Raw genomic sequence first — 24,670 nt, 5'->3', positions numbered from 1 at the left:
CGTTTGTTGTCATTTGCTTAGCTCGCCACTGTTTTCATTTTACCATCGGACAGTAGGTCGGCCTTCTCGTTTCGTCCCATTTTTACAGGAGAAACGAACCAGTACAGTCCTCCAAGGAAGAGCCCACCCCCCACGATATTTCCAAGCGTGACCGGAATCATATTGTGGAACCAGCCCGCGATGGAGATGGTTTCTGGATGTGGGAGCAACAGCGCGAGCCCCAAGACAGTCATGTTCGCCACACTATGCTCGTAGCCTGATGCGATAAACGCGTACAGCATCCACCAGATTAGGATCAGCTTGGCCGCTTCGTTCTTAGTGCGAAGCGAGGTCCAGATCGCTAAGCAAACCAACCAGTTGCACAGAATCCCGCGGAAGAACAGCTCTGCGACACCGAGATTCATTTTTTTCGCGGCGACACTCAGAAGCAAATGATTGGGCTTGATGCCATCAAAGATACCTGTACCATATACCAGTCCTGCCAACACCATGGCGCCAGCGAGGTTCCCAATGAAGCACCAAAACCAGTTTTTCGCCGTATCCTTCCACGTGGTTGCCCCGGCCAACGTAGATACTGTGTAATACATGTTGTTTCCAGTAAACAGCTCTGCTCCTGCGAAGATAACCAGCGTAAGTGCGATCCCGAACGATGCCCCCATCGCAATGGACGTCACGGGAGACTTGATTGCAAACAGCGGTGCCCCAATGGAGAAGATCAGTACAATTCCAAGGCCAACATATGCCCCGGCCATTCCAGCCGACACTAGATAGCGGAACAAGCTTTGATCCAACAGTTCTTTTCGCTTAAGGGTATTCTGAATAACGGTTTCAATTGATTCTTTATACATGTGATGTTCACTCCCAGGCTGTTATACAAATTGTTGACGCGTTATTACTACCCCGCTTGCGGAATGCCGATCAGAACACACTCGTCCTCTATTCGAACGGGAAAGGTTGTTACGCTTCCCGTATCGGGTTCCTGTACCAATCCGGTTTCCAACGAGATTTTGAGGTCACGCAGAGGGCAATACAGGTAGTGACCGCTGACGATTCCCTCAGCGAGAGGGCCGCCCTTCCGATGGGGGGTATGGTTATCCAGCGCATACAGATTCCCGTCTGCCGTGCGAAAAATCGCGATATCGAATCCTCTCACTACAAGCTGTCTGCCTAACTGCTGCGGGAAGTCGGCAAGACGCCCTGCTTCAATAAAGGTATATTTTTTTTCAACAGTTTGGTTGCTCATTTCCTTTTCCTCCAAGTCCTCTGTATCGATGTCTTCTGTTCAATAAACTTATTTGTTCGTAACGGTAATCGTTTCATAGAGTTGTTCACGCAACCCTTCATCCTCCAGAACTTCCTTCCAAGGATCTCTCAGTTGGGCAATCGCTAGCTCTACTCGTTCATTCAAGGCTTTGCGGTTCTCCACGTCATCGACGATCGCTTGACGGATGTTTTCCAACCCCATGCGCTCCACCCATTCTGAGGTCCGCTCACCGTATTGTCCGCTCTCCCTATACAACTGAATGAAGGCTCCCGAGATTTCCATCAGTTCTTCATCTGTTTTTACCTTGCAGAGAAGGTCGGCAGCCCGCATTTTAATTCCACCGTTACCACCCACATACAGTTCCCAACCACCATCGTTACCGACAATCCCTAAGTCCTTGGTTCCAGATTCGGCACAGTTGCGAGGGCATCCGTTGACCGCCATTTTAAACTTGGCTGGCATATTCAGACGCTCAAATTTTTTCTCCAGCTCTATGCCCATGTTCACAGAGTCCTGTGTACCGAAGCGACAGAACAACGAACCGACGCAGGTTTTCACCGTACGAAGCGATTTGGCATAGCCGTATCCAGACGGCATGTCCAACTCTTCCCAGATTTTCGGCAAATCTTCTTTGGTGACGCCTAAGAGGTCAATCCGCTGTCCGCCTGTCACCTTCACCATTTTCACGTTGTATTTCTCCGCTACCTCCGCAATTTTCCGCAGCTCTGCTGGTGTGGTGACCCCGCCATACATGCGTGGAATCACGCCAAAAGTACCGTCCTTCTGAATGTTGGCATGCAGTCGTTCATTGACGAATCGGGATTCCCGCTCGTCCTCATGCTCTGTTGGCCAGATCATGCCAAGGTAGTAGTTCAGAGCAGGACGACATTTGGAGCACCCCTCTGGCTGTGACCAACCGAGCACATTCATGACTTCCTTCACATGTGTCAGGTGCTTCTCCTGAATAGAAGCCACGATTTCATCACGGGACAGTGTCGTACAACCGCAAATTCCTTGAGATTTAGCTGCCGCTGAATCGAATCCGTCCCCGAGTACATACTGAAGAATCTGTTCCACCAATGGCTTACAGCCGCCACACGAGCGAGTTGCACCCGTGCAAGCCTTAATCTCATCTACTGTTGTAAATCCGTTCTCCTGAATGACCTGTACAATCCGTCCTTTGGTCACCCCATTGCAACCACACACGATCTCGTCATCTTCCATTGCTTCAACTGCCGCCGTCTTCTTGCCTCCGCAGCATTCAGAACCGCCTCCGAACAATTGCGCATGCAGTTCATTGGTCATCTCCTGTTGCTGTTTGACCAATTTGGCCAGCTGCGTCGATTCGTTCACATCGCCAAACAGGATGCCCCCGACGATTTTATTGTCGCGAAGCAAGACTTTTTTGTAGATCTTGTTCCAGTCGTCATGCAGCTTCAGGACCCGATGCTCATCGGTTTCCAGGAATTCTCCGGCCGAAAATACATCTACACCGGAGATTTTCAGCTTGGTTGAAACGGTAGAGCCCTCATACGGTGCTATCTCCAGACCACTCAAGTGTTTGGCTAACACCATACCTTGCTCAAACAGTGGCGCAACCAAGCCATAGCACTCTCCACGGTGCTCGACGCATTCCCCGACAGCGTACACATCAGGAGCACTTGTCCGCATCCAATCATCCACTACGATGCCACGGTTTACCGTAAGTCCGCTTTCCTTCGCGACCTCCGTATTGGGTTTAATTCCAGCGGCCATGACAACCAACTGAGCAGGAAGCTCGGTTCCGTCGCTAAAACGAAGCCCTTCCACCCGATCCTCCCCATACAATTCAACGGTTTTTGTGCCCATCAGGAAGCGAATACCCTGAGATTCCAGCTCGGTCTTCAGCATCTCTCCTGCTGTCGCGTCCAGTTGTCGTTCCATTAAGGTATCTGTCAAATGCACAACAGTCGTTTCCATTCCCAAGCTGACAAGACCTTTAGCTGCTTCCAATCCAAGCAGTCCGCCTCCGATCACTGCTGCCTGATTAAAGCTCCGAGAAAGTTTGTGCATTTTTTCACAATCGTGTATATCACGAAACCCAACGACACCTTCTAAAGTCGAACCCGGAATCGGCAGGATGAACGGCTTGGAGCCTGTCGCAATAACAGCAACGTCATAAGGGATATCCACCCCACACGCAGTTATCACCACTTTATGTTCAGTATCCACACGTGTCACAATTGTATCCGTATATAGCGTAATGTTGTGTTCACGGTACCATTCCAATGGATTCAAGATGATGTCCTCGATGGTTTTGCTGCCTTCCAATACGTAGGATAATTGAATTCGGTTGTAATTGGGATGCGGCTCACTGCCGATTACAGTAATTTTATAAGAAGTAGTCAGGTTCAGGAGCTGTTCGATTGTATTGATTCCAGCCATGCCGTTGCCGATCACGACTAGTCTTTTTTTCACTGGTTGCTGTTCCATAGATGTTCCCTCCACATTGTTGCGTGAGAATGATTCTCTTACGGTGTTTATCATAGCGTGGGGCAGGGGGAAGGATAGTGATCAAAATCACTAATAAACACATTCGCTGGTTTGTCCCTTTATTCTGAATAGTTGGTTCAGTGAGGCAAATGAGGACGGAATAACAAAAAACCCCTTGAATTCACAAGGGGTTTGGGCAACGATCATCTATTCGGTTATTTAAACCATCCATTCTCTCTTGAATGCTTAATCGCTTCAATCCGGTTGCTGACATTCAATTTATCGAGGATTCCCGAAATGTAATTGCGTACCGTTCCAGTTGTAATAAATAGCTGACTGGCGATTTCCTTCGTATTTTTGCCTTCGGCGACCAAGACCAACACTTCCTTCTCGCGCTCGGTCAACGGGTTTTCTTGACCATAGGCTCCATCTACCAGCTCAGGTGAGTAGATGCGCCGACCATCTAGAATACTGCGAATGGAGCTAGCCAATTCCTCGCTGGGACTGTCTTTCAGCAAATAACCGTTTGCACCAGCCTTGATTGCTCGTTCAAAATATCCAGGGCGGGCAAAAGTCGTAAGAATCATGACTTTACAGCCAAATCCCTTTAATTCCTCCGCAGCCTCCAATCCGCTTTTTATCGGCATCTCAATGTCCATGATGCAGATATCCGGCTTATGAAGGTGTACCAGCTTTACGGCATCCTCGCCATTGGTGGCTTTACCCACAACCTCCATATCCTCTTCCAAATCCAGCAGGGAAGCTAGAGCTCCAAGCAGCATTCGCTGATCCTCAGCAATTACAATTCGAATCATACTCCCACCTCTTTTTGCGGTTGGTTGAGGACGTTAGGCACTTTTATTACGACCGTCATCCCTTCATCAGAAATGATTTCCATACTTCCGTTTACAAATTCAAGCCGTTCTTTCATGCCCCGCAGTCCGTTTCCTCTAAAGCAAGCAGACTCTTTCGTCAAGCCGACCCCATTGTCTTTCACCCTGACCTCCAGATCGGTGCGGGATGGCTCGATCACAATGGAGCAAGCTGAAGCACTGCTGTGTTTCACGATGTTGGTCACCGCTTCCTTCAGACACATGCTCAGCACATTCTCTAACATCAGGGAGATGTTGGTAAGATTCGGATCTCCTTCGAGGATAAAATCGATATTCGCCGCTTTACATATCTGCTTGATTCGAAAGATCTCATCTTCCAACCTCGTTCCGCGCATCTCCGTGACCATTTCCCTTACTTCCTTCAGCGCGATTCTGGCGGTCTGGCGAATTTCGTTGATTTCGACTTGGGCCTGATCTGGATTTTTACTAATTAATTTACCAGCTAAATCACTCTTCAGTCCGATCAATGAAAGCTTCTGTCCGAGCGTATCGTGAAGATCTCGCGCGATTCTCTGACGCTCCTCCAGTTTAACCATCTCAGCGATTCGTTTATTGGCGTCCTCCAGCTGTCCCTCCAGTTTCTCCCGCTTGATCCGGTTGTAGGTGGTAACGGGAAGGAGAATCACGGCGAACAGACTGACCAATACAAAAGGCAGCTGAGTAATAAATAAAGGATTCTTCGAGATAAAGCCAATGTTAATCGCGACAAGCGTGCTGATCAGATGAATGGAATACAACGTAAAAAAACCAATTTTGTTCTGAACATTCCCGATAAAAAACGCCAGGAACAACGAGAAATAGACGTAGCCAAACATCATGGTCATGGCGATGGAAATCACGATTTGCACACTCGTCCAAAAATAAATCTGCCACCCTTTAGAAATAAAAGAAAGTACGTAGCAGACAAAAAATAGGACAATCATGAAGATCCCGATTACCATTTCATATGTTGAAGATGACCGAAAGATAAAATAAAACGGAAGGATGTAAAAGACGATCCACACATAAGGGCTTAGACCCGTATTTTTGTGAAGAATTTGATACCACTTTTGCATATTTGCTCACCTTTTTCTATGCCACTAAAGGTAAGTGTATATGAACGAACGATTAATGTCAGGTTTATTATTTTCCTTCCAAGCTCGGACTAGGATGATTCATATTCTCCGCAATTGAATCAGGTAATTTGGCGGCCAATTGTTTGATCTCTTTAAAGCTGACAAACGTCTTGTTGCGCTCATCCCACAGACGGAAACGAAGCGACTTAAGACTAGTTGCAATCGTAATCGTCGTTGCTTCTTGAAGCGCCGGTGTTTCATTATGCGCTCTCTCCAGGTTGTAATTCGGTATTTTTGCGCTCAAATGATGAACGTGATGAAACCCGATATTCCCTGTAAGCCATTGCAAAACCTTCGGAAGCTTGTAATAGGAGCTTCCTTCCACAGCAGCTTTCACATAACTCCACTCTTCTTCGTTTTCAAAGTAAGAATCCTCGAATTGATGCTGCACATAGAACAGCCAAATGCCAAGCATACCAGAGACAAAAAAGATCGGGAGCTGAATCATCAGAAACGCCTGCCATCCAATTGCCCAGCACAACAGCGTATACAAACCCACAATTAACACATTGGTTAAGTAAGTATTCAAACGCTCCTTCATCTTGGCACCTTTTACATTAAACCGGTATTGCAGGACAAAAACAAAGAAAGGCCCAACTACGAGCATGCTGAACGGATTGCGATAAATCCGATAAGCCATTCGGCGCCATAATGGTGAAGCCATATATTCGTCGACTGTCAGTACCCAAATATCCCCGACGCCTCGCTTATCCAGATTACCGCTCGTCGCGTGATGGATGGAATGACTATTCTTCCACTGTTCATACGGAACGATCGATAAGACACCCGTAATGGTGCCGAGTATATCATTGGCAAGACGGCTCTTGAAAAAGGATTGATGACAGCAATCGTGAAAAATAATAAAATTTCGGATCATAAAGCCTGCAGTCACAATGAGAATAGGTAAAGTTAGCCAATACGAAACGGATAAACTAAGATAAGCCACATACCACAGTGCAAACAAAGGGAGAAGGGTATTGAAAAGCTGTTGAATACTAGTCTTCGCATCCGTCTTTTCATAAGGGGCGACTTTCTTTTTTAATTGGGAAATGCTCAGCTGTTCCATAGATGTTTCCTCCTCAATATGGCGCGCAGGGAACGTTCTTAAAACGTCAACGCTATCTCCTCTCCATATTATAGAAAGCGTTTTCGAATCTATGTAGTCATAAATGTCAAGTCGAGGGTATGACAAATGTCATAGTTGGGGAGGTCCTTCAACCTTTTAATCGGCTCTTGGCTTTGTGATTGAGAAGCTGATATTCCACAATATATGTATCTAAAAGCTGACTAAGCTTTAAAACTGAATCATCTGATAGACCTCTTTCGCTGACCAAATGATTCAATTCTATTTTTAATTGATGAATAGTCTGTTTAAGAGTATTTTGGTCTGGGATAGCGCTCCCAGAATGATTTTGTAATTCGAGAATATCCAACAAAACCAGCAATCCTTTCATTCCACATTTCTACCCTTTAATTTACAGTTTGTTCCTTTTTTTCTTCCCCAAAAGATACTTCGAAACGTTTTACATATTTCGACTAAAATCTCCAATAAAAAAGAACGCTCCGAGAGCGTTCTTCACGAATCAATTACCAGCCTGGATCAGGACCATAAGCCTTACTGAAAGTAGCAGTGTTCGAGGCTTTCACATCTGATGTTTGAACAGAGAGAGGAACAACCACCAAGACAAATGCTGTTAGCAAAGCTGATAGACTCCAAAGGCACTTTTTCATAGTATCACTCCTTTGTAATTATTTTCCAAGTATACCATACATTTCTTGTATTTTTTGTAAAACTTGGATTTTTTCTTCAGCGATTTCATTTGTACACAAACTTAAGATTTGATTGACACATTTGTAACTCTGTGAGTGATCACTTATTTTGGCATAATCATAAGCACTCTTTAAATAGCAATCAATCGCATGGTTATACAAACCTTTTTTCTTGTAGAAATCACCTTTGAGTTTATAGAAATACGCTAGTTCTGATTTTTTGAATGGAGTGGAGATTTTGATATCGATTATTTTGTCTTCAAGGCTTAAGAGTTCTTCTATAGGGTCAAAATCATTATTTTGCAAGTAAAGTTCTAATAGCTCATTCACAATATGAATCGCTGTATTCTCTGAAGAGTCTCCCAGAGAGGCTTTAAGCTGGGCGATGGCCATTGCGACATTCCCTCTTTTCCCATCAATCGCTCCTCTTAAATAGAGGACATTCTCTTTTACATGATGATAGGAATAGGTATTAAAAATGTCCAGGTAGCTTTCAGCCATATTGTAGTCTCCCAAATAATAATAGGAGCCGCAGATTGCTAGTGTTGCATCTGCTTTCATTCTGCTTGTAGTCTTGTCCTTTGTAAGGACGTGATTACAGAGCTTAATACACTCTTCGAACAGCCTCAGGTTATACGCATGGACCCCTATCTTGTAATTCATGAGGATTTGTTCCTCAGATGATAAAAACTCTTCGTAGTTTAACAGGTACCTGGCCGATTGATAGGTTGCCTGCAATCTGCCAAAATCATCCCGCTCTATTAAATACTTCTGAAACATGCTTTTTGCCAGGTATTTTTGAATACCGTGCTCCCTGGAATATTTGATGATCAACTCATATACCGTTAACTTAACGGCAGTCTCCTCAACGGCGCTGGTCATATCGTATAAACGTTCCACCAACTTATAGCTTTCCTCTTGAGTAGATTGAAGAAACCTCAACGCTACTTTCGCTATCAATGTTAAATTGGACAGCTCGATCGCTTTCATAAAAAGCTCGCCTAGGACTTCTGGTCTTTCGTCTATATCAATATAGTATTCAATGATTTGTACAGTTGGAATGGCTAGGCTTTTTGCAATTGGAAGAATCGTTTTTAATTCAGGGCGCTTGGTTTCACCGTTTTCAAGCTTTGAAATAACACCCTTACTGACTTTTGATCTGGTGGCCAATTCAGACAATTTAAGATTGGCTTGTTTTCTATTCTGTCGTATCAATTCTCCCAGGGTTGTATACATTATCGCTTCTACCACGCAACTCACCCACGACTTCCATTCTTTTTACTTTATTTTCCTAATTAGGATGCTACCACCAGTCTATTATGTTGTAAATTGTCTAAAAATTGAACGTTTTTATTGTTTACGAAAACAAAACCACTATTGACCTTAGGTCTGACCTAAGGTCTACACTAAGCACAATCAATCCGCTTGAAAATCATACAACTCCGTAAAGAAGGTGTGTACAATGGAGCATCATTCTGTTCAACACGCAAATTCAAAACGTATTTATTATCTTGATTTTGCCAGAGGACTGGCCGTATTTTTTATGATTATGCAACATGCAATGATCCTACACGAAAGAACCTCTGGAGAGGGCGCTACTCTTTTAGGCAATTTGTTTGTTTTGTTAGGAACGGCACCTGCTGCCCCCGTTTTTATATTCATTATGGGCATTTTCACAAACAGATCTCAGAAGAGTGTAAAAGAAAATATGATTCGCGGCTGTAAATTATTTGCTTTTGGGTACGTGCTAAATTTCATAAGGTTTACGCTTCCTTTAGTTTTAGTTGGCGGACCTTATGATTCTGAAAGTGATCCCTTCGCTTTATTGTTTGTCGTAGACATTTTTCAATTGGCTGGATTATCGCTGATATGTTTCTCTGGTTTGAAAAAGTATGCGGAGCATGTCTATATTCTACCGACCTTCATCCTTGTCCTACTACTTGTATCTCCGCGCTTATGGGGATTAAATCATCAGTTGTTTTTATGGGATCCTCTTTGGGGCGCTGGTGTCCATACAGATTTTCCGTTATTTCCTTGGGGGATCTATTTTCTCTTGGGGATGTATGCTAGTAACAATCTTCCGGGCCAAACACTGGAAAAACCGGTAAAGAAAAAGTTGATTTGGGGAAGCTTAATTCTAGGTGCAATCGGACTTGCAACACTACCGTTCTTCCCTGTGGGTGATTATTATAGAAGTGGGTTGAGTATTCATTTTCTTATGATCAGCTTTATCTTTGTATGGCTAATGTTCACGAATTACCTGGTTACCCTATTGAATCAAAAAGGCTTCCACCAAGTCTTACGCGTCATTTATTTCTGGAGTTATCATGTCACAGAAATTTACATCATCCAGTGGGTACTATTCGGGTGGAGTATTCTGCTCTTAGGCGCCCATCAAATGGCCGATTATGTGGCGATGTTCATTGGTTTCCTCGTCGTACTCATAACCAGTTTTTTACTAAAATTTACACGTGTGAAAAGCTGTCTGCCAAAGCTGTAGCAATAGGCTGCAGCTTTTTTTTACGATTATTCAACTAGCATTTGCAGCTCGCAGTATACCTCGTTGTTATAACAAATCGATAGTATTGTATTTTCTATGGCAATAAGTCTTCCTTTCAGCTTGATTTGATGTGTTTGTGCGTATTCAAAGAATTGGTTCAATTGGCTTTCAAAATCCTTCTCATCCTTCGCAAGGAAACCGTAACATAGATATTTTCCGGCCTTTAGTTGATGCGTACCATCCATATTGGTTCCGTCCGCTTCGATGCACAGATACACATATTCATGATCATAAAGGCTAATGATATCCGTCTCATATAGACCCGAGGCATTATTTGGTTCGTTCATCAGGTCATAGAATTGTTTTGCTGATAATTCTTCGTCATGATTCATTTTGCCAATTTGTTTAAGCGTACGATTTTCAATAGGTTTGATCACATATTGATCCTTTGACTGATCAGCCTTACTTAGCTTTTGGATCATCCCGATGGTTAAATTTTTTAATTCCAGCAGATTGTTTATTTGTTCGTTGAGCTGCTCTAAAGACGAATGAAATAACTGCGTATAATCGTCAGGTGTATAATCCGTAAGGCACTCCTTAATGCTGGAAACCGGAATATTCAATTTTCTCAAAAGCAAAATATGGGCAAGTGTATAAATGTCTTTCACCCCATACATTCTGTACCCATTTTCCTCAATGTTCTCGGGGAAGAGAATTCCTTTTTCCTCAAAATACCTGATCTGATGAGTGGAAACATTCATTAGTCTTGCAAGCTTACTGATGGTTATTTGTTCGCTCATTTCAGTATCCTCGCGGTTCATTGATAAGCTTCAAGGTATCTTCTAATTCGTTAAACATGACAAAGCGTGATTGACGCAGAACCTCTTTGCCACCTGCGAACAACAAAATCGTTGGTGCTGTAAAGACAAGAAACTCCCCCGCAAGCTCCGGTGTTTCTTCAATGGATGCGGCAATACGATTGATTTCGGGATACTTTTTGAGCAGCTCCTCCGTCTTGGCGAAAACCACATCACACACCCCGCAATGGGCCATCTTGATGAACAATAAGCTGATCTTATGATGATTGATAGACTCCTTTATCTCTGTCAGTTCAGTACATACCTTCATATCATCCACCATCACTTTTGTTTTGTTCTTATTGGCAGCTATTTTGAAACTTCAATCATAGTAGTTGTAGTCTACTTAATCCTTACTCCTCTGTCTAGTAAACGACCCCTATAGTCGTTCTATTACGGTAATGGTCTGAGTTAAAAAAAGTGTCTAAACAGGATATAATCATGTTAACGATTTGTTGAATGAAAGTATGAAAGGAGATAGATGAATGAACAATTACAAGGTCGTCCTATTTGACTTAGACGGCACACTGACAGACCCTAAAATCGGAATAACAAAATCTGTACAATACGCCTTGGAGAAAATGGGGATTGTTGAATCTGACTTAGATAAACTGGAACCCTTTATCGGGCCTCCACTTCATGAATCGTTTGCTGAATTTTATTCTTTTGATGAAGAACAAACAAAGCTTGCGATCGAATTTTATCGGGAAAGATATAAAGATAAAGGGATGTTTGAAAACGTCCTCTACCAAGGGATACCTCAACTCTTGGAAGAACTCAAAAAACAACAAAAGGTCTTAATTGTCGCAACTTCCAAACTTACTGTTTTCTCTGAAAAGATATTGCAACACTTCAACATTGATCAATATTTTGACCTTATCGTCGGAAGTAATCTTGATGGAACAAGAGCATCGAAAACTGAAATTATTCAGCACATCCTCAACGAGATGAAAGATTATGAAAGGCAAGATTTTATTATGATCGGTGATAGGAAATACGATATCATCGGAGCAAACAATACGGGTATTGATTCCATCGGAGTAACTTATGGCTATGGATCAATGGATGAATTACGACAATTAAATCCAACCTGTATTGTTCATGCTGTAGAAGAATTAAAGACAAAATTATTAATGGTTGAAGAAAATGAAAATCTAGGATAGTTAGGGTAATACTGGTGCAAAAAAGGAGGGTATCTCATATACTCTCCTTTTTTAATGCCTATCCTAATTAGGTTCAACAGCCCTTAGCTGTGGCTTAAAAAAGCTGCTGGAAGCCTGAGAACCAGCTCATCTCCCCAAACATCCCCAGTTTCGATAAACCCTATTCCACGATAAAGGTTGTAAGCAATTGAATTGTTTTTGTGGACGGTCAGCCGTATTTCCTGGCATTGCGAGAACCGCTCTTTAATATAGTCGATCATTAGGAATAGCGCGGCTTTCCCATACCCCTTCCCTTGATAGCGGGAATCAATATGAAAACCGTTGATCCAATACGAATCGCTTGTATGCTCCTCAAACGCGTGCATCATAAATCCGATCATGGTATCTCCATCATAAATAGCAAAAGGAAGATACTCGACACGATCTCCATCAGGCTTCACATGAACCTTCGCAAGGGAGACAGCAACTGTCGGCACAAAGCTGCTCTGCTCCTGATTTACCTTCAACTCCAGTGCCTCAAGCCAATTGTCCCTTGTGACCGGTTCTAATGTCATTGTCATGGAAGGGAACTCCTCTCTTAAAGAAATGTTTGGTTTACGGTGTGATTGAGTATTTTATATCATTACCACTCATTCCAACACGTGTATAGCTCGAATTCGTCATCTTCATCTCCATACTCCAACATTTAATTAAATAGTTCTCGGATGCACTTAGCATTTGCCTTGTAATCTTCGGGGAACTTCTTCTCCAGTTCTGAATCTATAAAGAATTTTCCCCAATTGGGTGAGACCTGATAGACAAACCAAATTGCTCTTCTTTTAAATGAGATAAGTCGACAATCTGTTCAAGCGGAACTGCTCCGAACTCCTTCAAACGTTCATCAGCCTGATCCATGATCTCTTTCGACTCTCTTACCTCTCGATACGTCTTCTTCTCGGCGTATGCTTTGAGTGGTCGAGCCAGTATTGGGGTCCCGTCCCGAAAATGCGGATTTACAACGCTAAGCAGCTTGTGACGTTCAAAACGTAGAATTTCACAACGATAAGACTTTTGAGACAAGTTATATGAGACAGCGAAATTCCTGATTTCACAAGAAATCGATAAACTCTCAATAGATTAAACCCTAATGATACAAGGGTTTTCATCTTAACGTTGTAAATTGTCAAAATCCTGACGCTACCCCTATTAGCACAGAACTTATTACATAACCTTAATTCATTTAATCAGTAATTTTTTTAAGCTCAAAAATAGTTGCCTCTGATAACAAGATAAGCCTATCGTTATTAACAACAAAAAAACTTAAACCTACAGGTATGCTACGTTTTGTAGAAGGGTCACTTAAATCTATTGCTTTTACTACATCATTTTTATTTAAGTCTGGGATATGTATTTTATAGAATCTATAAAAAGAGAGAGAGTTATAGCATGTCGCTGTAATCTCATATAATGGATTTTTTAGTTCATATTGATATTTCTTATAGTTTTTTAGTCCTTTTGATGAAAAAAAGTCTTTTTTGATTATAATTTCATCTCCAATAAATTTTTGCCCTGTTGGATATTCAGAAGCATCATTATATGAATTTGCAAATCCTAAAAGCTTCTCAACTTTCCAAGTTCCATAGAAATATTTTTCAGTTTCACTATCCAAATTTATACGTTCTACAGTACAATATTCGGATGTGTTTTTTGGAATAATAGACTCATCCGTTTCAGGTTTAGACTCACTAGAAGTATTTGGATTTGATGTCATTTCAACATTTCCACAAGCCGATGCTAGCATCAACATTATCATAATACAAACCAATAATATTTTTTTCATATTTCACACTCTTTTTTATTTTTTTGATTGTTTCACAATCTCTTCAAACATCATATGGTTAGATTTCACGCTTCCTCTCGAACCCAATGGAAGCACTTTACTTGATGCAATATAATGGAATTTACTCATATTTGTGACACCATCCACGTGATCGTTCTTCATTAAGACATTGTATCAAATCGGTCTTTAATTGGATATAAATGGATTACACAATATCAATGCATTGGAAACTTGCCGAGATGTAATTTTCTACTTTTTCCAACTTGCTAGTAGGACAATTTATCCAATGTATCGAAAAGAGCCTTATCAAAGTATCGCAGGAACGGAGATTTCCTAAATGACTACTATTTTAAGCTCAAGCTCTGATCATAGCTTTGATCCTATCCTACATGCAGAAGGCAGTAACTATTTTTGGAGAGGGGTAGGTCAGTTATCCATTAAAACGTTTCGGAATGGGCGTTCTTTTTACAACACAGGGAATGGTCACTACTCGGTGGATGAAGGCAATTATCTCCTACTTAATCAGGGGCAGGAATATTCGATTACGATTGAATCTGAAAAGCCGGTAGAGTCATTTTGCATCTTCTTCCCAGAAGGAATGGTGGAAGAAATCTATCGAAGTTTCGTGACCTCTTCTGAACAGCTTCTGGACAATCCGATGGACTACCATCCACTTACCTTAGAATTTGTTGAAAAAACTTACACCCACAATGTGTTAACCCCTGTCTTGTTTCAAATGAGGGATGAATACCAGCATAGACGGAATGATCGCATTTGGGTTGAGGAACAACTGCACGATATTGCCCAAAAGCTTATCCTGGTTCACCGGGATGTAATGAAAGAAATGATGAATCTGCCTGTCGTTCGCACCTCAACCCGGCAGGAACTTTATAAAAGAGTGCTAGTAGGCCATGAGTTTATTTCCGCTTATTATGATCAACCAATTTCATTAGCGGATATGTCCAAGGTTGCTTGTTTATCCCCTAATCATTTTCTAAGAACCTATAAGCAGTTGTTTGGTATGTCACCCCATCAGTATTTAACCGAAAAGCGGCTGCAGGAGGCCAAACAACTTCTTCTGAAAACAGACAAGTCCGTTACAACAATTTGCTTGGAAGTGGGGCTTCAGAGCCCAAGTACATTTAGCGGGCTATTTTCAAAACGATTCTCTAGCTCACCATCCCAGCTCCGGCAAAGAAAACTTGGCGATACCAAGCCTCTGGCGCCGGTAGAGCCTTAGTTGCACTTGGATCGATAAGAATTTTTATAAATTCTTATCGACCAAAAAAAGTGATATTGAAGAAGTTATTTCAGGCCTCACGATTATAATAAAAATAGTCAGGCTATTCATTCTATTGGGATTACAAGGAGGATATTTCGATGAGTGTAATTGATTCGATTCGTTATTTGTTTGATGCGGCGCAAGCAGGAGACAATAAGAAATTAATGCAGTTGCTGGGTGCAAATCCGGATCTCGCAAATGCCGAAAACAGCGATGGGCTTACACCACTAGGGTTTGCTTCTCATTTTGGTCATAGAGATGTGGTTCAGATTCTGCTGGATCATGGGGCCAACGTAAATGCTGTTTCCCACTCCAAAATTAGTTACATTCCTTCCAACACTGCCTTACACGCGGCCCTTGCTGGGGAGCGAAATATTGAAGTCATTACACTTCTCTTGAATCATGGCGGTCAGACCGATCTATTGGACTCCAATGGTCATACATGCCTGCATGTTGCTGCCTACCATCAGGACAATACAGAAATCATCCGTTTATTGCTGGAGAATGGGGCACCCGTGAATGCCAAAGTAGAGGGAGGAAAAACCGCTTTAACGATTGCCATAGAACAGGGCAATGATCAAGTGGCCAACCTATTGCGTGAACATGGGGCAAAAGAATAGAGTTTCGGTAACAGGCTATCTATGAAAAAGATAGCCTGTTGTTTTGTTTAATTAATTTAGGCTAGCATCTTGCACGTGTTAAGAAATAAGGAATTGAAAGTTATTCTGTGATTTCCCACTGAGGATTCCAGACTACTTCCCATAAATGACCATCGGGGTCTTGGAAATAACCTGAATAACCTCCCCAAAACGTTTCGTGCGCCGTGACCGTTATCGTAGCACCCGCCTTCTTTGCCTGTTCCATTATCTGATCTACTTCTTCTTGGCTGCCTACGTTGTGTCCAATCGTGAATTCTGTAGGGCTTGGTGCAGTTGGAATAAGTTTGGTATCATGGGCGATATCCTTGCGATTCCAAATGGCGAGCCTTAAGCCTGCTTGCAAGTCGAAAAAAGCAACTGCGCCATGTTCAAATTCCTCACCGACGATCCCCTCTGTTGGAAGCCCCAATCCATCCCGATAAAAATGCAACGATTTCTCCAAATCATCTACACCGAGTGAAATCACCGTAATTCGTGGTTTCATAGTAACCTCCCACCCTACCTATCCGATTTGACCTGGTTTCCATCCTACTTCTTGCGACCAAGTATGAGCCTTCTGGATAATGTCCCAAACGATTGGTCCTTTTCCTTCAACGTACTTATTGATTCCTAAGAAGAAAATATACAATCAGTGACATTACAAAACTACTGATCCAAGGTTTTGCAGTACGCATAGGGAATTTAGAGAATTCTTTCAATCCATTTTTCCACATTAGGGAAAAAATAATATCATTTAAGCTGAAGAGGAATTCATTCATAATGATGAAGATAGCTAATAGAGACAATGTTATTGTCAATCCATAATGTTTAACAGACAGCCAAGCTAATGCCATTATTATTGGGTCTATTGTTAACGTTACGATTAAATTGCCAATTGTATTCTCTCTTTGTGTCTCTTTTTCACGATTCTTTCGCCATTTTTCTTTTGCGTAATCTATCATGAGACCATTCCTTCTCTTATAAATCCCCCTAATTTTTCTGTATTTTACCATATTAATTACTAATTATTCCATTTCCCAGCCCAGTTGCTTACTAACAGAACAAAAAAGAGGGGATCGCTCCCCTCTTGCTCATACCTATTTAAAGCCCGTGTTTTTTGGCATAGTTGCCCCAGTGAGGCTGTCTTCCATCCACATCTCCAAAACCGTAATCATCCGAAAGTGTCCAACTTGAAAGAGCAAGCCCTGATTTTTGCATAATCTGTTGGTCAGCCGCCAACGCTGCCACGGCCATCCCAATAAAATAAGGCGTCTCCGATTCGGCAAAGTGTTCCGCATGCGGCAGATTACCCTTCACAGCATCCTGCCAGTTCTCCTCCCGAACCCTATAGTAGTCCAACATTTCTTCCGATCGCAAAAAGCCGGGAGTGACCGAGATTGCGGCAATATTATGCGGGCGCAGCTCTTCGGCCATGGCAACGGCCATGTGGATCGGTGATATCTTGGCAAGACTGTAATACAGATTTCCTCGATAACGATAATCTATTCCGTCTGTCACTTCAATAATCAGCCCTGACTTGCGAGCGACCATTAATGGGGTCCCGTAATAACTCGTAATTAGATGGGTTTTAAGAACGCGGTCCTGCATGAGTAGTCCATTGGCTAAAGAGTGTTCCCAGAAAGGCGTACCCCACTCCGTTAACTGCTCCCCTCCCCATATGTCATTCACTAAAATATCAAGTATCCCATGCTGTTCCTGTTTAACCCGCTCGAAAAGCGCTTTGACTTGTTCAGCATCCGTGTGATCGACTTGAATTGGTATTCCTATACCGCCCCTGGCGCATACCATTTCGGCCGTTTCTTCTATAGTTTCGGATCGGTTCAAATCGGATGGTTTGCCGCGCACACTTCGCCCTGTACAATAAACGGTTGCTCCAGCCTCTCCAAGCATAACAGCAATTCCCCTGCCTGCACCACGTGTTGAGCCAGCGACTACAGCTACTTTTCCTTCTAAAGGCTTGCTCATTGCGTACCACTCCTCTTCATTTGATCATCCTTATAGTAGCCGAACATACATGACACCTATCGTCATATATGTATGATAAAGTAAGGCTATCTTTCATTTTTTTCGTCAGTGGAGGTGTGATACAGTTGAGAGCCGATCGAATGCTTACGATATTGTTGCTTTTGCAAAATGAGGGGAAAATGTCCTCAAGAAAATTGGCGCAAAGACTGGAGGTTTCCGAACGGACGATTATACGTGATATGGAAGCTTTGAGCATGTCCGGCGTTCCGGTATACGCTGAACGGGGTAGTTGTGGCGGCTGGCTCCTGGCAGAGGGGTATCGTACCAAATTAACAGGGATGAAGGCAGAGGAACTGATCTCTTTGGTGATCTCTTCGCATCCTGGATTATTAACGGATTTAGGAATCAAAAAGCATTTCGATGTTGCTCTTCAGAAATTGCTGGCTTCCTCACCTGCTTCGATACAGAAAAATATCGAACTGATTCAGAAAAAAATCCATATAGACGGCGCCGGATGGCATCAAACAAGTGAGTCATATCCCTACTTGACCACTGTTCAAGAAGCGGTATGGGCTGAGTGTACGTTATGCATGCACTATAAACGTGAAAAAGATATTGTAATCAGAACCGTTCATCCGCTTGGATTGGTCGCTAAACGCTCGGTCTGGTATTTACTTGCCGAAAGCGATGGAGAGATCCGAACCTATCGGGTGTCACGCATCGTACATGCCGAACTGCTGAATGAATCGTTTCCCTATCCTATCGATTTTAATTTAGCCCAACAATGGGAACAGTCAACCATACAATTCCAGCAGAACCTGCCTCGTTATCCTGCCACCCTAAAGATAAACGAGCAACTCCTTGACCGCTTGGAACAAGAGCGTTATTTAACAGTACTTGAAACGAAACCAGCAGAAAATGGTTTGCTGGAAGCTATCGTACAATTCGCAACCCTTGAACATGCCTGCGAAAAGGTTCTTAGTTTTGGCTCATTCGCGGAGGTTATTGCCCCAGAGGAGCTTCGCGCCAAAGTCATCTCCGAAACTCAGGCTGTCATTAACCTGTACAATACCGGTTGCTCTTCCAACACTTAATGCAGCACTTTCCTTATTGCATGTTATTACGGTTTTCTTTCAGTAATGCTTTAATCTCCGCCAACTCATTTTGAACCTCGGATCTAAACTCGGCAAAATTAGCCTCAAGTCGATGCAAATGGCCTTGCATATCATCAATTTCCTGTTCCGCTTTGTAATTGATCGCATAATCAATAATGGTTTCTCTCTTATCCCTTGCCGCTTGTCGGTTTTGACTCATCATAATAATCGGTGCTTGAAATCCAGCAAGGAAAGATAACACTAAATTCAATAGAATAAATGGCGGCTCATCAAAATGAAGAAATTTAGTAAAAGCTAACGTATTAAAAACAATCCATACGAGCAACACGACAAAAAATAGAATAATAAAATTCCAACTGCCACCAAACTTAGCTATTTGGTCCGCCAATTTATCAGACCATTTTGTGGACTTCATGTACTCTTCATTGAGATGCTCATGTATCTGTTCCTCAAATTCACTTACTAATTTATCTACCCTTTTACCATAATCTTTTAATTCTTTATCGATATTGTCTTGTTCACTCATCGTTTGATAGCCCTACTTTCGAATGGGGTCAATTATCATTATTAGCATCAAACTTATAATGTCAAAACATACTCGTCAAGAGTTACAGAAAAAAGCAGACACCATATTTTGCATGTCTGCTTTGACTAGTTTACATTCTCGAGGTAACATTCTTTCGCCAAATCACTTTTGATTAGTTAACATCAGTTGATTGCGTTGGGTAGCATTCTTTCGGTTCCCGAGCGCATGGCGATTGTATAGATGAAGCAGGATGACGCCCAACAGGAGCACACTGCTGATCGTCCAGATCGCACTCGGGACGCTGAGCCAATCGGTTAACGCTCCGCCGATTAGCGGCCCCGCTATCATGCCGACCGCATGGAACATGTTGAACAAGGCGAACGCGCTGCCATAAGCGCCGTCTTGCGTGCCGTTGTCGACGACAGCGCTGAGAGACGGCAAAGTAGGTGATAGCGCGAAGCCAACGCTCGCACCGACCGCAATCAAGGCGCAAGCATGCTGCCATGTCGTATGCGACATGGCGATCAAGGGCAGCGTGAGCGCTAGACAGCTGAGACCGATTAGCATTAGGCTACGCGGATTGAAGCGGTTCGACAGCGCTCCGGAGATAGGAGCGATGCCACCGTAGGCCAAGATGGATGCCGCAAACAACAGCCCGATCGCTGTAGATGACAAGGCAAGCTGCTCCGTCAGGAAGACGGGAATAATCGGCTCAAGCAACGTAAGCGTAGTTTCGGACAATAACACGACAATGGCAATGAACAAAACGGAGCGGTTACGCAACAGCCTGAACGTTCCACCCGCGGCCTGCTCATTTTGCTTGATCCGTTCTGGCTGGGGCAGCAGGTAGACAACGAGCACAATCGTGACCAGCGAGAGCCCCGCGGCAAACAGGAAAGGTGTTTGATAGCCGCCAATATCGAGCAACCATCCGCCAAGCGGTGCGCCGAGCAGCGAGCCTGTCGAGATTCCGGTTAAAGCCATGCCCATGACGGTGCCTCGTTTATTCGGGGGAAACAGATCGGCGAGCAGGGCCAACGCGGATGTCCATGTAGCCGCCGCTCCGACGCCTTGCATAAAACGGGCGGTGATGAGCATCCACATAGAATTGGCATAAGCGAATAAGAGTGTAGACAGTACCATTCCAGCCAACCCGATCAACAGTGGCTTCTTCCGGCCGATTCGATCCGACAAGGGGCCAAATATTGGTGTAAAGGCCAACAAAGCGACGGCGTAGCTGCCGAACAAAATACCAATCATCGTGGATGAAGGGTGCAGGAGTTCGGTCAGGTAAGGTGTGATGGGGATGAGAAGGCTGTACAACAGCATATCAATGAAAAGGATGGTGATGACAAGCATCAATCCGATCCGTTGTTCGATGGATTTAGATGAATAAGTAAACATGAGAATACCTCCTTTTAAACCAGTAAAACTATTATTGTTTTTGCAGTTTTCATAATCAAAAAGAAAAAGAAAACGGTAGGCGTTTACTTTTTCTTGTCTCTAGGAATTAACCCGTTCAACAGCACATCTACAATGGAAGACAGCGCGTCGGTCACTGTAATTTGATTGTCCCGATAAAAACGTTGATCCAGTGTCGAATTGGTAGCATCAATAATCATCTTCATAACGAGCGGCACGTTAACATCAACAATTTCGCCTTCACGGATACCTTGTTCGATCAATACACGCAGGGCGGCCCAATCATCTTTTAGCGCGGAGTCTATCTTTGCCCACTGTTCGGGAAAATACCGCTTCATCTGCTCCAGAATGCGCAGGTCATATAACTCCCAGTGTTTAGGCAGCGTAGTGATGAGACCCCGGATCTTCTCAATGATGGTTAACTTGTCGTCACGGATAATCCGCTCCGTAATTTCGTTTATGTCGTTGAAAGTTTGGTCGATGATGGCTTCGAGAATATCGCCTTTGGACGGAAAATGCTCGTATAAGGTACGTTTGCTGATCCCAAGCCGCTTCGCCAAATCATCCATTGTAAACTTCATGCCGTTCTGCTGAATTTCGGCAATAAAAGCCGACATAATCCGGTTATTCATTCCGTCATCCTCCATTTGGGAGCTACAAATATCTCAGGAAACTAAAAAAACCAAAGTAGTTTATACAGTTACAATAAGCAATTGTAACCCATCAATGATCAAGTTTCAAGGTGGTCCTACTTACCTCACTCTTTAGATACTCCACTCAGAAAAATAGACCGCCCTCTCCAGAGATGTACGGTCTATTTCCTGACTATAAAGCCGTCTGGTGCTACCTGTAGTGCATTTATGTTAGGGAGCTTTTACTAAACCATCGACAATTGTTTCCAACACTCTATTAATCTCTTTTGTATCATCAATACTCCATTCACCAATACTTTCGTCTTTCCCCATTCCTTTTGCGTCATATGCAGATGAAAGGATTCTATAGTAGTCTATCGTGTTAGTGCCTTTCTTCTGAACAAATATAATACGGGTAGGGCTGAAATATCCATATTTATCATCACCTTCAGGGCCCATCCCTTTTAGTTCATAGGCTTTTACGTAAGTTGACATAAGTTTTGGAGTTGAAATTGATTTGTACCTTCTTAATACCTCGGTGAATTCCTTTTGTGTTAAAACTCTTTTCTCGACATTTATTCCATACTTCCCATTCGAATTTACTTTTTCATAACTACGTTCTACTGCATTGGCCAGATATTCAAATTGAGTATTCCCTGTTATTCTGGTATTAACTAACACCCAGTCTTTTTGCTTAGACATTGTTTTATAGGTGGTGTCAAGTGTTTGAGAATCTATAAATTGATACTGAAGGAACTCTTGCATTAACTGAGGAGCAAGCTTATCTACCGCTTTTACAATAGCTGGATTTAATGTCATTTGGTATCCGACACCAAATCTCCATCCATCGTTCCATTTTACTAAACTAATTTCATTGACTGTATATTCATTATTTGTTTTTACGACATACACGTACGTATACTCCCGAGAATCTGCTGAAACCGCTTCAAAAAGAGCATTTGTATGCTTCTTTATTTTTAATTGAATATGTTGTTGTTGATTTAACTGAATATAATTTTTTATCCCTGTATCGAAAGATTCATTCGTCACCTTATACGATCTAAGAGAAAGAAGATGCGCATATAATTTTTTGTTCACTATTTCTTTTTTTTCAAAAACAATGTTCTTCGAATTATCTTTGAGTGAACCTCCAACAGCTATTCTTGACCAGCCATTTAAAAGTTTTTGTATATCCTCTACTTTTACGGGCTGTGTTGCAGCCTCTGCTTTTTCGAAATTCCCCCAATGTAGGGTAGAAATGAAAAGTGATAATACTAATAAAAAAATAAATGCTTTTCGCTTATTCATGTAACTCTCCTTCTACGATGTAATATTTTAGCAACAATTATTATCTAATTTTCTATTATTGTCTACAAAGATTTACTATTGCTGTATTAAATTTTAGGATAATTTAATTTTTCCAGCCATAGAAAAGCCCTTTACATTGGAAAGTACAGGTAGTTCCTGTCTACATCCCATGTAAAGGGCCTAAAGCTAAATATAAATGGGAAACGAGCTTCGTGACATGTATCGTTCTTGATGGGCTTTCTATTGGGGAGGATAACTTTTTTTAATAGAGGTTTTTCAATTCTTCATTTTAAAAAATCGCATTAGGATTACGTGAGCTTTGGCAATAATCTTGAACCGATCATTTCCAAATAGACCTCATGTTCTTTCTCCCAGTGTTGGAATGAATCGATGTTCATACTGATTAAATCAATAGTATTGTCTAAGATATTTTTAATTTCTTCTATGCCATGGTCATACATAAATTTGATTGAATCAGCACGCTCAAAACAGTATGCTACTTCCTTCATGAGTAAATTGACAATTTTACCGGCTTCTTCACAATTAAATTTGGTATACAGCTTTGCAAAATTGATATTGCCATACAACATATTCCTGAAAAACACGATAAAATTCTCGAAGTCCTCCGCATTATTTCCTAGCTCTATTTCGAATAAGATTCTAAAAAATAGGTTCCATTTAAAATCACGATTAATGGACTTCATTATTGTGCCGCCTACAATATTGCAAAATTCATCTTGAAAATAGACATCCCGCTCAAATTTTAATTCGCTATTAAAGCTCACATTATTTCTGCTCACATCATTTAACCTGTTCAAGGTTTTGATTAAGGTTTCACTGTAATCTTCAAGTACTTCAGCGTTATTGGATCTAAAAATATATTTCATGATCGTGTCACAGGATTCTCTAAAATCCACGATAAACCCAATGTCATTCTTCATTTTTAAGGAGTAAATATCATAAATGATCTTGGATAACAGCGTTTGGATCTGCCATTTCCGATTGGCAGGATGAATAGAATTTTGTTTATTAAATTGATGATCGATTGTCATTAGCTGGCTATCGATCATCAAGAGATTTTTCTTAATCGACGTCATTAAGTTTTTAATAAATTCGTCTCCAAGGGTATAGCTATTATTTTTGTAAATGACCTTGTGCTCAATCTCTCCCCAAAATATATTAACGAGAGATTTAATCTGTAACTCAAAGTTGATCATTTTACCCTCACATTGGCAGAACCCGTCAATTCTAAATATTTCAAACCCATTTTTTTGCCTTTGCGGTTGTTCACCTACCAACTTTAATTTCACATTCTTATTCATTGAATTATAAAAATACCCATCGTCATCTTGCTCGTGGAAATGTGTTTTTAAGAGCTCATATATTTCTTTTTCATCTTCCATAAATCTGCATTCAATTCGAACCCCGATTAAATCCGAAAGATTATACATCAACTGATGTGGAGACTGATACTTCTTATAGTAACTATTTCTAAGTATTTTCTCTTTTAGACTAGATGCAGATTTAACCCTGGAATTAATGTTTAAATATCCTTCACTATAAGCTCCCAATACTTTTTCAAAATATAATCTCATATCTCTGCTTACTATTTCCAACTCATTTCTTGAATCCTCTAGATGCTCGGTGACACTTTCGATAAAACTGAACAATTCTAGTTCCATAAAGCCCCTCCAACTATTCCATTATCCTTATTCTTCTATGGCGGTAGGAATGATCTTTTATTTGTTCGATTGGTGAAGACATGACGCGACTCTCAGTAAGTAATTATATTGTCCACTAGATCCATCCGAAACACTCCTATTAATTTTAAAGAAATATCCGTTAAATCACTTGATTTTTAAGGCGATTATAGCATATTCCCTTTATTATTATCTGTGAATGATTCCC

General features: G+C 41.9%; 27 protein-coding genes. 5 read left to right on the top strand and 22 right to left on the bottom strand.

Features of this window, described 5'->3' with window-relative positions; translation table 11 throughout:
- Positions 1-17 precede the first annotated feature (17 nt).
- The 9 genes from ACQCN2_RS18230 to ACQCN2_RS18190 form a co-directional block, all read right to left on the bottom strand.
- On the bottom strand, positions 18-848 hold the full coding sequence (locus ACQCN2_RS18230) for a formate/nitrite transporter family protein (protein ID WP_426930366.1): 831 nt from the start codon (positions 846-848) through the stop codon (positions 18-20).
- 47 nt (positions 849-895) lie between these two features.
- Positions 896-1,243, bottom strand: a complete 348-nt coding sequence (gene nirD / locus ACQCN2_RS18225) for a nitrite reductase small subunit NirD (RefSeq protein ID WP_426930365.1) — start codon at positions 1,241-1,243, stop codon at positions 896-898.
- Between the two features lie 48 nt (positions 1,244-1,291).
- Positions 1,292-3,736 (bottom strand): nitrite reductase large subunit NirB, encoded by a 2,445-nt coding sequence (nirB, locus tag ACQCN2_RS18220; RefSeq protein ID WP_426930364.1) that lies wholly within the window; start codon positions 3,734-3,736, stop codon positions 1,292-1,294.
- Between the two features lie 215 nt (positions 3,737-3,951).
- Positions 3,952-4,551, bottom strand: a complete 600-nt coding sequence (locus ACQCN2_RS18215) for a response regulator (protein ID WP_426930363.1) — start codon at positions 4,549-4,551, stop codon at positions 3,952-3,954.
- Positions 4,548-5,684, bottom strand: a complete 1,137-nt coding sequence (locus ACQCN2_RS18210) for a sensor histidine kinase (RefSeq protein ID WP_426930362.1) — start codon at positions 5,682-5,684, stop codon at positions 4,548-4,550. The genes ACQCN2_RS18215 and ACQCN2_RS18210 overlap by 4 nt, the downstream gene beginning before the upstream one ends.
- Before the next feature lie 67 nt (positions 5,685-5,751).
- Positions 5,752-6,810 (bottom strand): Delta(5) desaturase DesA, encoded by a 1,059-nt coding sequence (gene desA / locus ACQCN2_RS18205; protein WP_426930361.1) that lies wholly within the window; start codon positions 6,808-6,810, stop codon positions 5,752-5,754.
- Positions 6,811-6,958: 148 nt separating this feature from the next.
- Positions 6,959-7,198, bottom strand: coding sequence for an aspartyl-phosphate phosphatase Spo0E family protein (locus tag ACQCN2_RS18200; RefSeq protein ID WP_426930360.1), 240 nt, complete (start codon positions 7,196-7,198; stop codon positions 6,959-6,961).
- Positions 7,199-7,331: 133 nt separating this feature from the next.
- Positions 7,332-7,475, bottom strand: coding sequence for a hypothetical protein (locus ACQCN2_RS18195; protein ID WP_426930359.1), 144 nt, complete (start codon positions 7,473-7,475; stop codon positions 7,332-7,334).
- A gap of 18 nt (positions 7,476-7,493) precedes the next feature.
- Positions 7,494-8,765 carry a helix-turn-helix domain-containing protein gene (locus tag ACQCN2_RS18190; protein ID WP_426930358.1) on the bottom strand — a complete coding sequence of 424 codons (1,272 nt, stop codon included), beginning with the start codon at positions 8,763-8,765 and terminating at the stop codon, positions 7,494-7,496.
- 211 nt (positions 8,766-8,976) lie between these two features.
- On the opposite strand from ACQCN2_RS18190, the gene ACQCN2_RS18185 reads away from it, so the two are divergent.
- Positions 8,977-10,014: a heparan-alpha-glucosaminide N-acetyltransferase domain-containing protein gene (locus ACQCN2_RS18185; RefSeq protein WP_426930357.1), complete on the top strand. Its 1,038-nt coding sequence runs from the start codon at positions 8,977-8,979 to the stop codon at positions 10,012-10,014.
- Between the two features lie 26 nt (positions 10,015-10,040).
- On the opposite strand, the gene ACQCN2_RS18180 is transcribed toward ACQCN2_RS18185, so the two are convergent.
- Positions 10,041-10,814, bottom strand: coding sequence for a helix-turn-helix domain-containing protein (locus tag ACQCN2_RS18180; RefSeq protein ID WP_426930356.1), 774 nt, complete (start codon positions 10,812-10,814; stop codon positions 10,041-10,043).
- Between the two features lies 1 nt (position 10,815).
- Positions 10,816-11,142: a thioredoxin family protein gene (locus tag ACQCN2_RS18175; protein ID WP_426930355.1), complete on the bottom strand. Its 327-nt coding sequence runs from the start codon at positions 11,140-11,142 to the stop codon at positions 10,816-10,818.
- A 214-nt stretch (positions 11,143-11,356) separates the two neighbouring features.
- On the opposite strand from ACQCN2_RS18175, the gene ACQCN2_RS18170 reads away from it, so the two are divergent.
- Complete coding sequence (locus tag ACQCN2_RS18170; protein ID WP_426930354.1) at positions 11,357-12,034, top strand: HAD family hydrolase; 678 nt, start codon at positions 11,357-11,359, stop codon at positions 12,032-12,034.
- Positions 12,035-12,117: 83 nt separating this feature from the next.
- Here ACQCN2_RS18170 and ACQCN2_RS18165 read toward each other — a convergent pair whose 3' ends face one another.
- The 3 genes from ACQCN2_RS18165 to ACQCN2_RS18155 form a co-directional block, all read right to left on the bottom strand.
- Positions 12,118-12,594, bottom strand: a complete 477-nt coding sequence (locus tag ACQCN2_RS18165) for a GNAT family N-acetyltransferase (protein ID WP_426930353.1) — start codon at positions 12,592-12,594, stop codon at positions 12,118-12,120.
- A gap of 199 nt (positions 12,595-12,793) precedes the next feature.
- Positions 12,794-13,093, bottom strand: a complete 300-nt coding sequence (locus ACQCN2_RS18160; RefSeq protein WP_426930352.1) for a hypothetical protein — start codon at positions 13,091-13,093, stop codon at positions 12,794-12,796.
- A gap of 160 nt (positions 13,094-13,253) precedes the next feature.
- Positions 13,254-13,853, bottom strand: a complete 600-nt coding sequence (locus tag ACQCN2_RS18155) for a hypothetical protein (RefSeq protein WP_426930351.1) — start codon at positions 13,851-13,853, stop codon at positions 13,254-13,256.
- Positions 13,854-14,190: 337 nt separating this feature from the next.
- On the opposite strand from ACQCN2_RS18155, the gene ACQCN2_RS18150 reads away from it, so the two are divergent.
- Both ACQCN2_RS18150 and ACQCN2_RS18145 read left to right on the top strand, forming a co-directional pair.
- Positions 14,191-15,093, top strand: a complete 903-nt coding sequence (locus ACQCN2_RS18150) for a helix-turn-helix domain-containing protein (protein ID WP_426930350.1) — start codon at positions 14,191-14,193, stop codon at positions 15,091-15,093.
- Between the two features lie 140 nt (positions 15,094-15,233).
- Positions 15,234-15,755 (top strand): ankyrin repeat domain-containing protein, encoded by a 522-nt coding sequence (locus ACQCN2_RS18145; protein ID WP_426930349.1) that lies wholly within the window; start codon positions 15,234-15,236, stop codon positions 15,753-15,755.
- Positions 15,756-15,855: 100 nt separating this feature from the next.
- Here the strand turns inward: ACQCN2_RS18145 and ACQCN2_RS18140 are convergent, their stop codons facing one another.
- From ACQCN2_RS18140 to ACQCN2_RS18130, 3 genes are all read right to left on the bottom strand, one after another.
- On the bottom strand, positions 15,856-16,278 hold the full coding sequence (locus tag ACQCN2_RS18140) for a VOC family protein (RefSeq protein WP_426930348.1): 423 nt from the start codon (positions 16,276-16,278) through the stop codon (positions 15,856-15,858).
- A gap of 115 nt (positions 16,279-16,393) precedes the next feature.
- Positions 16,394-16,735 (bottom strand): hypothetical protein, encoded by a 342-nt coding sequence (locus tag ACQCN2_RS18135; RefSeq protein ID WP_426930347.1) that lies wholly within the window; start codon positions 16,733-16,735, stop codon positions 16,394-16,396.
- Positions 16,736-16,874: 139 nt separating this feature from the next.
- Positions 16,875-17,759, bottom strand: a complete 885-nt coding sequence (locus ACQCN2_RS18130; RefSeq protein WP_426930346.1) for an SDR family oxidoreductase — start codon at positions 17,757-17,759, stop codon at positions 16,875-16,877.
- Between the two features lie 125 nt (positions 17,760-17,884).
- Here ACQCN2_RS18130 and ACQCN2_RS18125 point away from each other — a divergent pair, with 125 nt between their 5' ends.
- The gene (locus ACQCN2_RS18125; RefSeq protein WP_426930345.1) at positions 17,885-18,853 is read left to right on the top strand and encodes a helix-turn-helix transcriptional regulator; all 969 of its coding nucleotides are present in this window, start codon (positions 17,885-17,887) and stop codon (positions 18,851-18,853) included.
- 13 nt (positions 18,854-18,866) lie between these two features.
- Here the strand turns inward: ACQCN2_RS18125 and ACQCN2_RS18120 are convergent, their stop codons facing one another.
- The 5 genes from ACQCN2_RS18120 to ACQCN2_RS18100 form a co-directional block, all read right to left on the bottom strand.
- A complete protein-coding gene (locus tag ACQCN2_RS18120) occupies positions 18,867-19,400 on the bottom strand; it encodes a DUF1003 domain-containing protein (RefSeq protein ID WP_426930344.1) in 534 nt (177 codons plus the stop codon).
- A gap of 162 nt (positions 19,401-19,562) precedes the next feature.
- Positions 19,563-20,804 carry an MFS transporter gene (locus ACQCN2_RS18115; RefSeq protein ID WP_426930343.1) on the bottom strand — a complete coding sequence of 414 codons (1,242 nt, stop codon included), beginning with the start codon at positions 20,802-20,804 and terminating at the stop codon, positions 19,563-19,565.
- A gap of 83 nt (positions 20,805-20,887) precedes the next feature.
- Complete coding sequence (locus ACQCN2_RS18110) at positions 20,888-21,454, bottom strand: TetR/AcrR family transcriptional regulator (protein ID WP_426930342.1); 567 nt, start codon at positions 21,452-21,454, stop codon at positions 20,888-20,890.
- A 231-nt stretch (positions 21,455-21,685) separates the two neighbouring features.
- Positions 21,686-22,762, bottom strand: a complete 1,077-nt coding sequence (locus ACQCN2_RS18105) for a hypothetical protein (RefSeq protein WP_426930341.1) — start codon at positions 22,760-22,762, stop codon at positions 21,686-21,688.
- A gap of 308 nt (positions 22,763-23,070) precedes the next feature.
- The gene (locus ACQCN2_RS18100; protein ID WP_426930340.1) at positions 23,071-24,444 is read right to left on the bottom strand and encodes a GTP pyrophosphokinase; all 1,374 of its coding nucleotides are present in this window, start codon (positions 24,442-24,444) and stop codon (positions 23,071-23,073) included.
- Positions 24,445-24,670: the final 226 nt, after the last annotated feature.

The organism is Brevibacillus ginsengisoli (assembly GCF_050113715.1).
GTDB classification, from domain to species: domain Bacteria; phylum Bacillota; class Bacilli; order Brevibacillales; family Brevibacillaceae; genus Brevibacillus_H; species Brevibacillus_H ginsengisoli.
The sequence above is the reverse complement of the archived record's forward strand: the minus strand, read 5'-3'. Positions and strand labels throughout refer to the sequence as shown.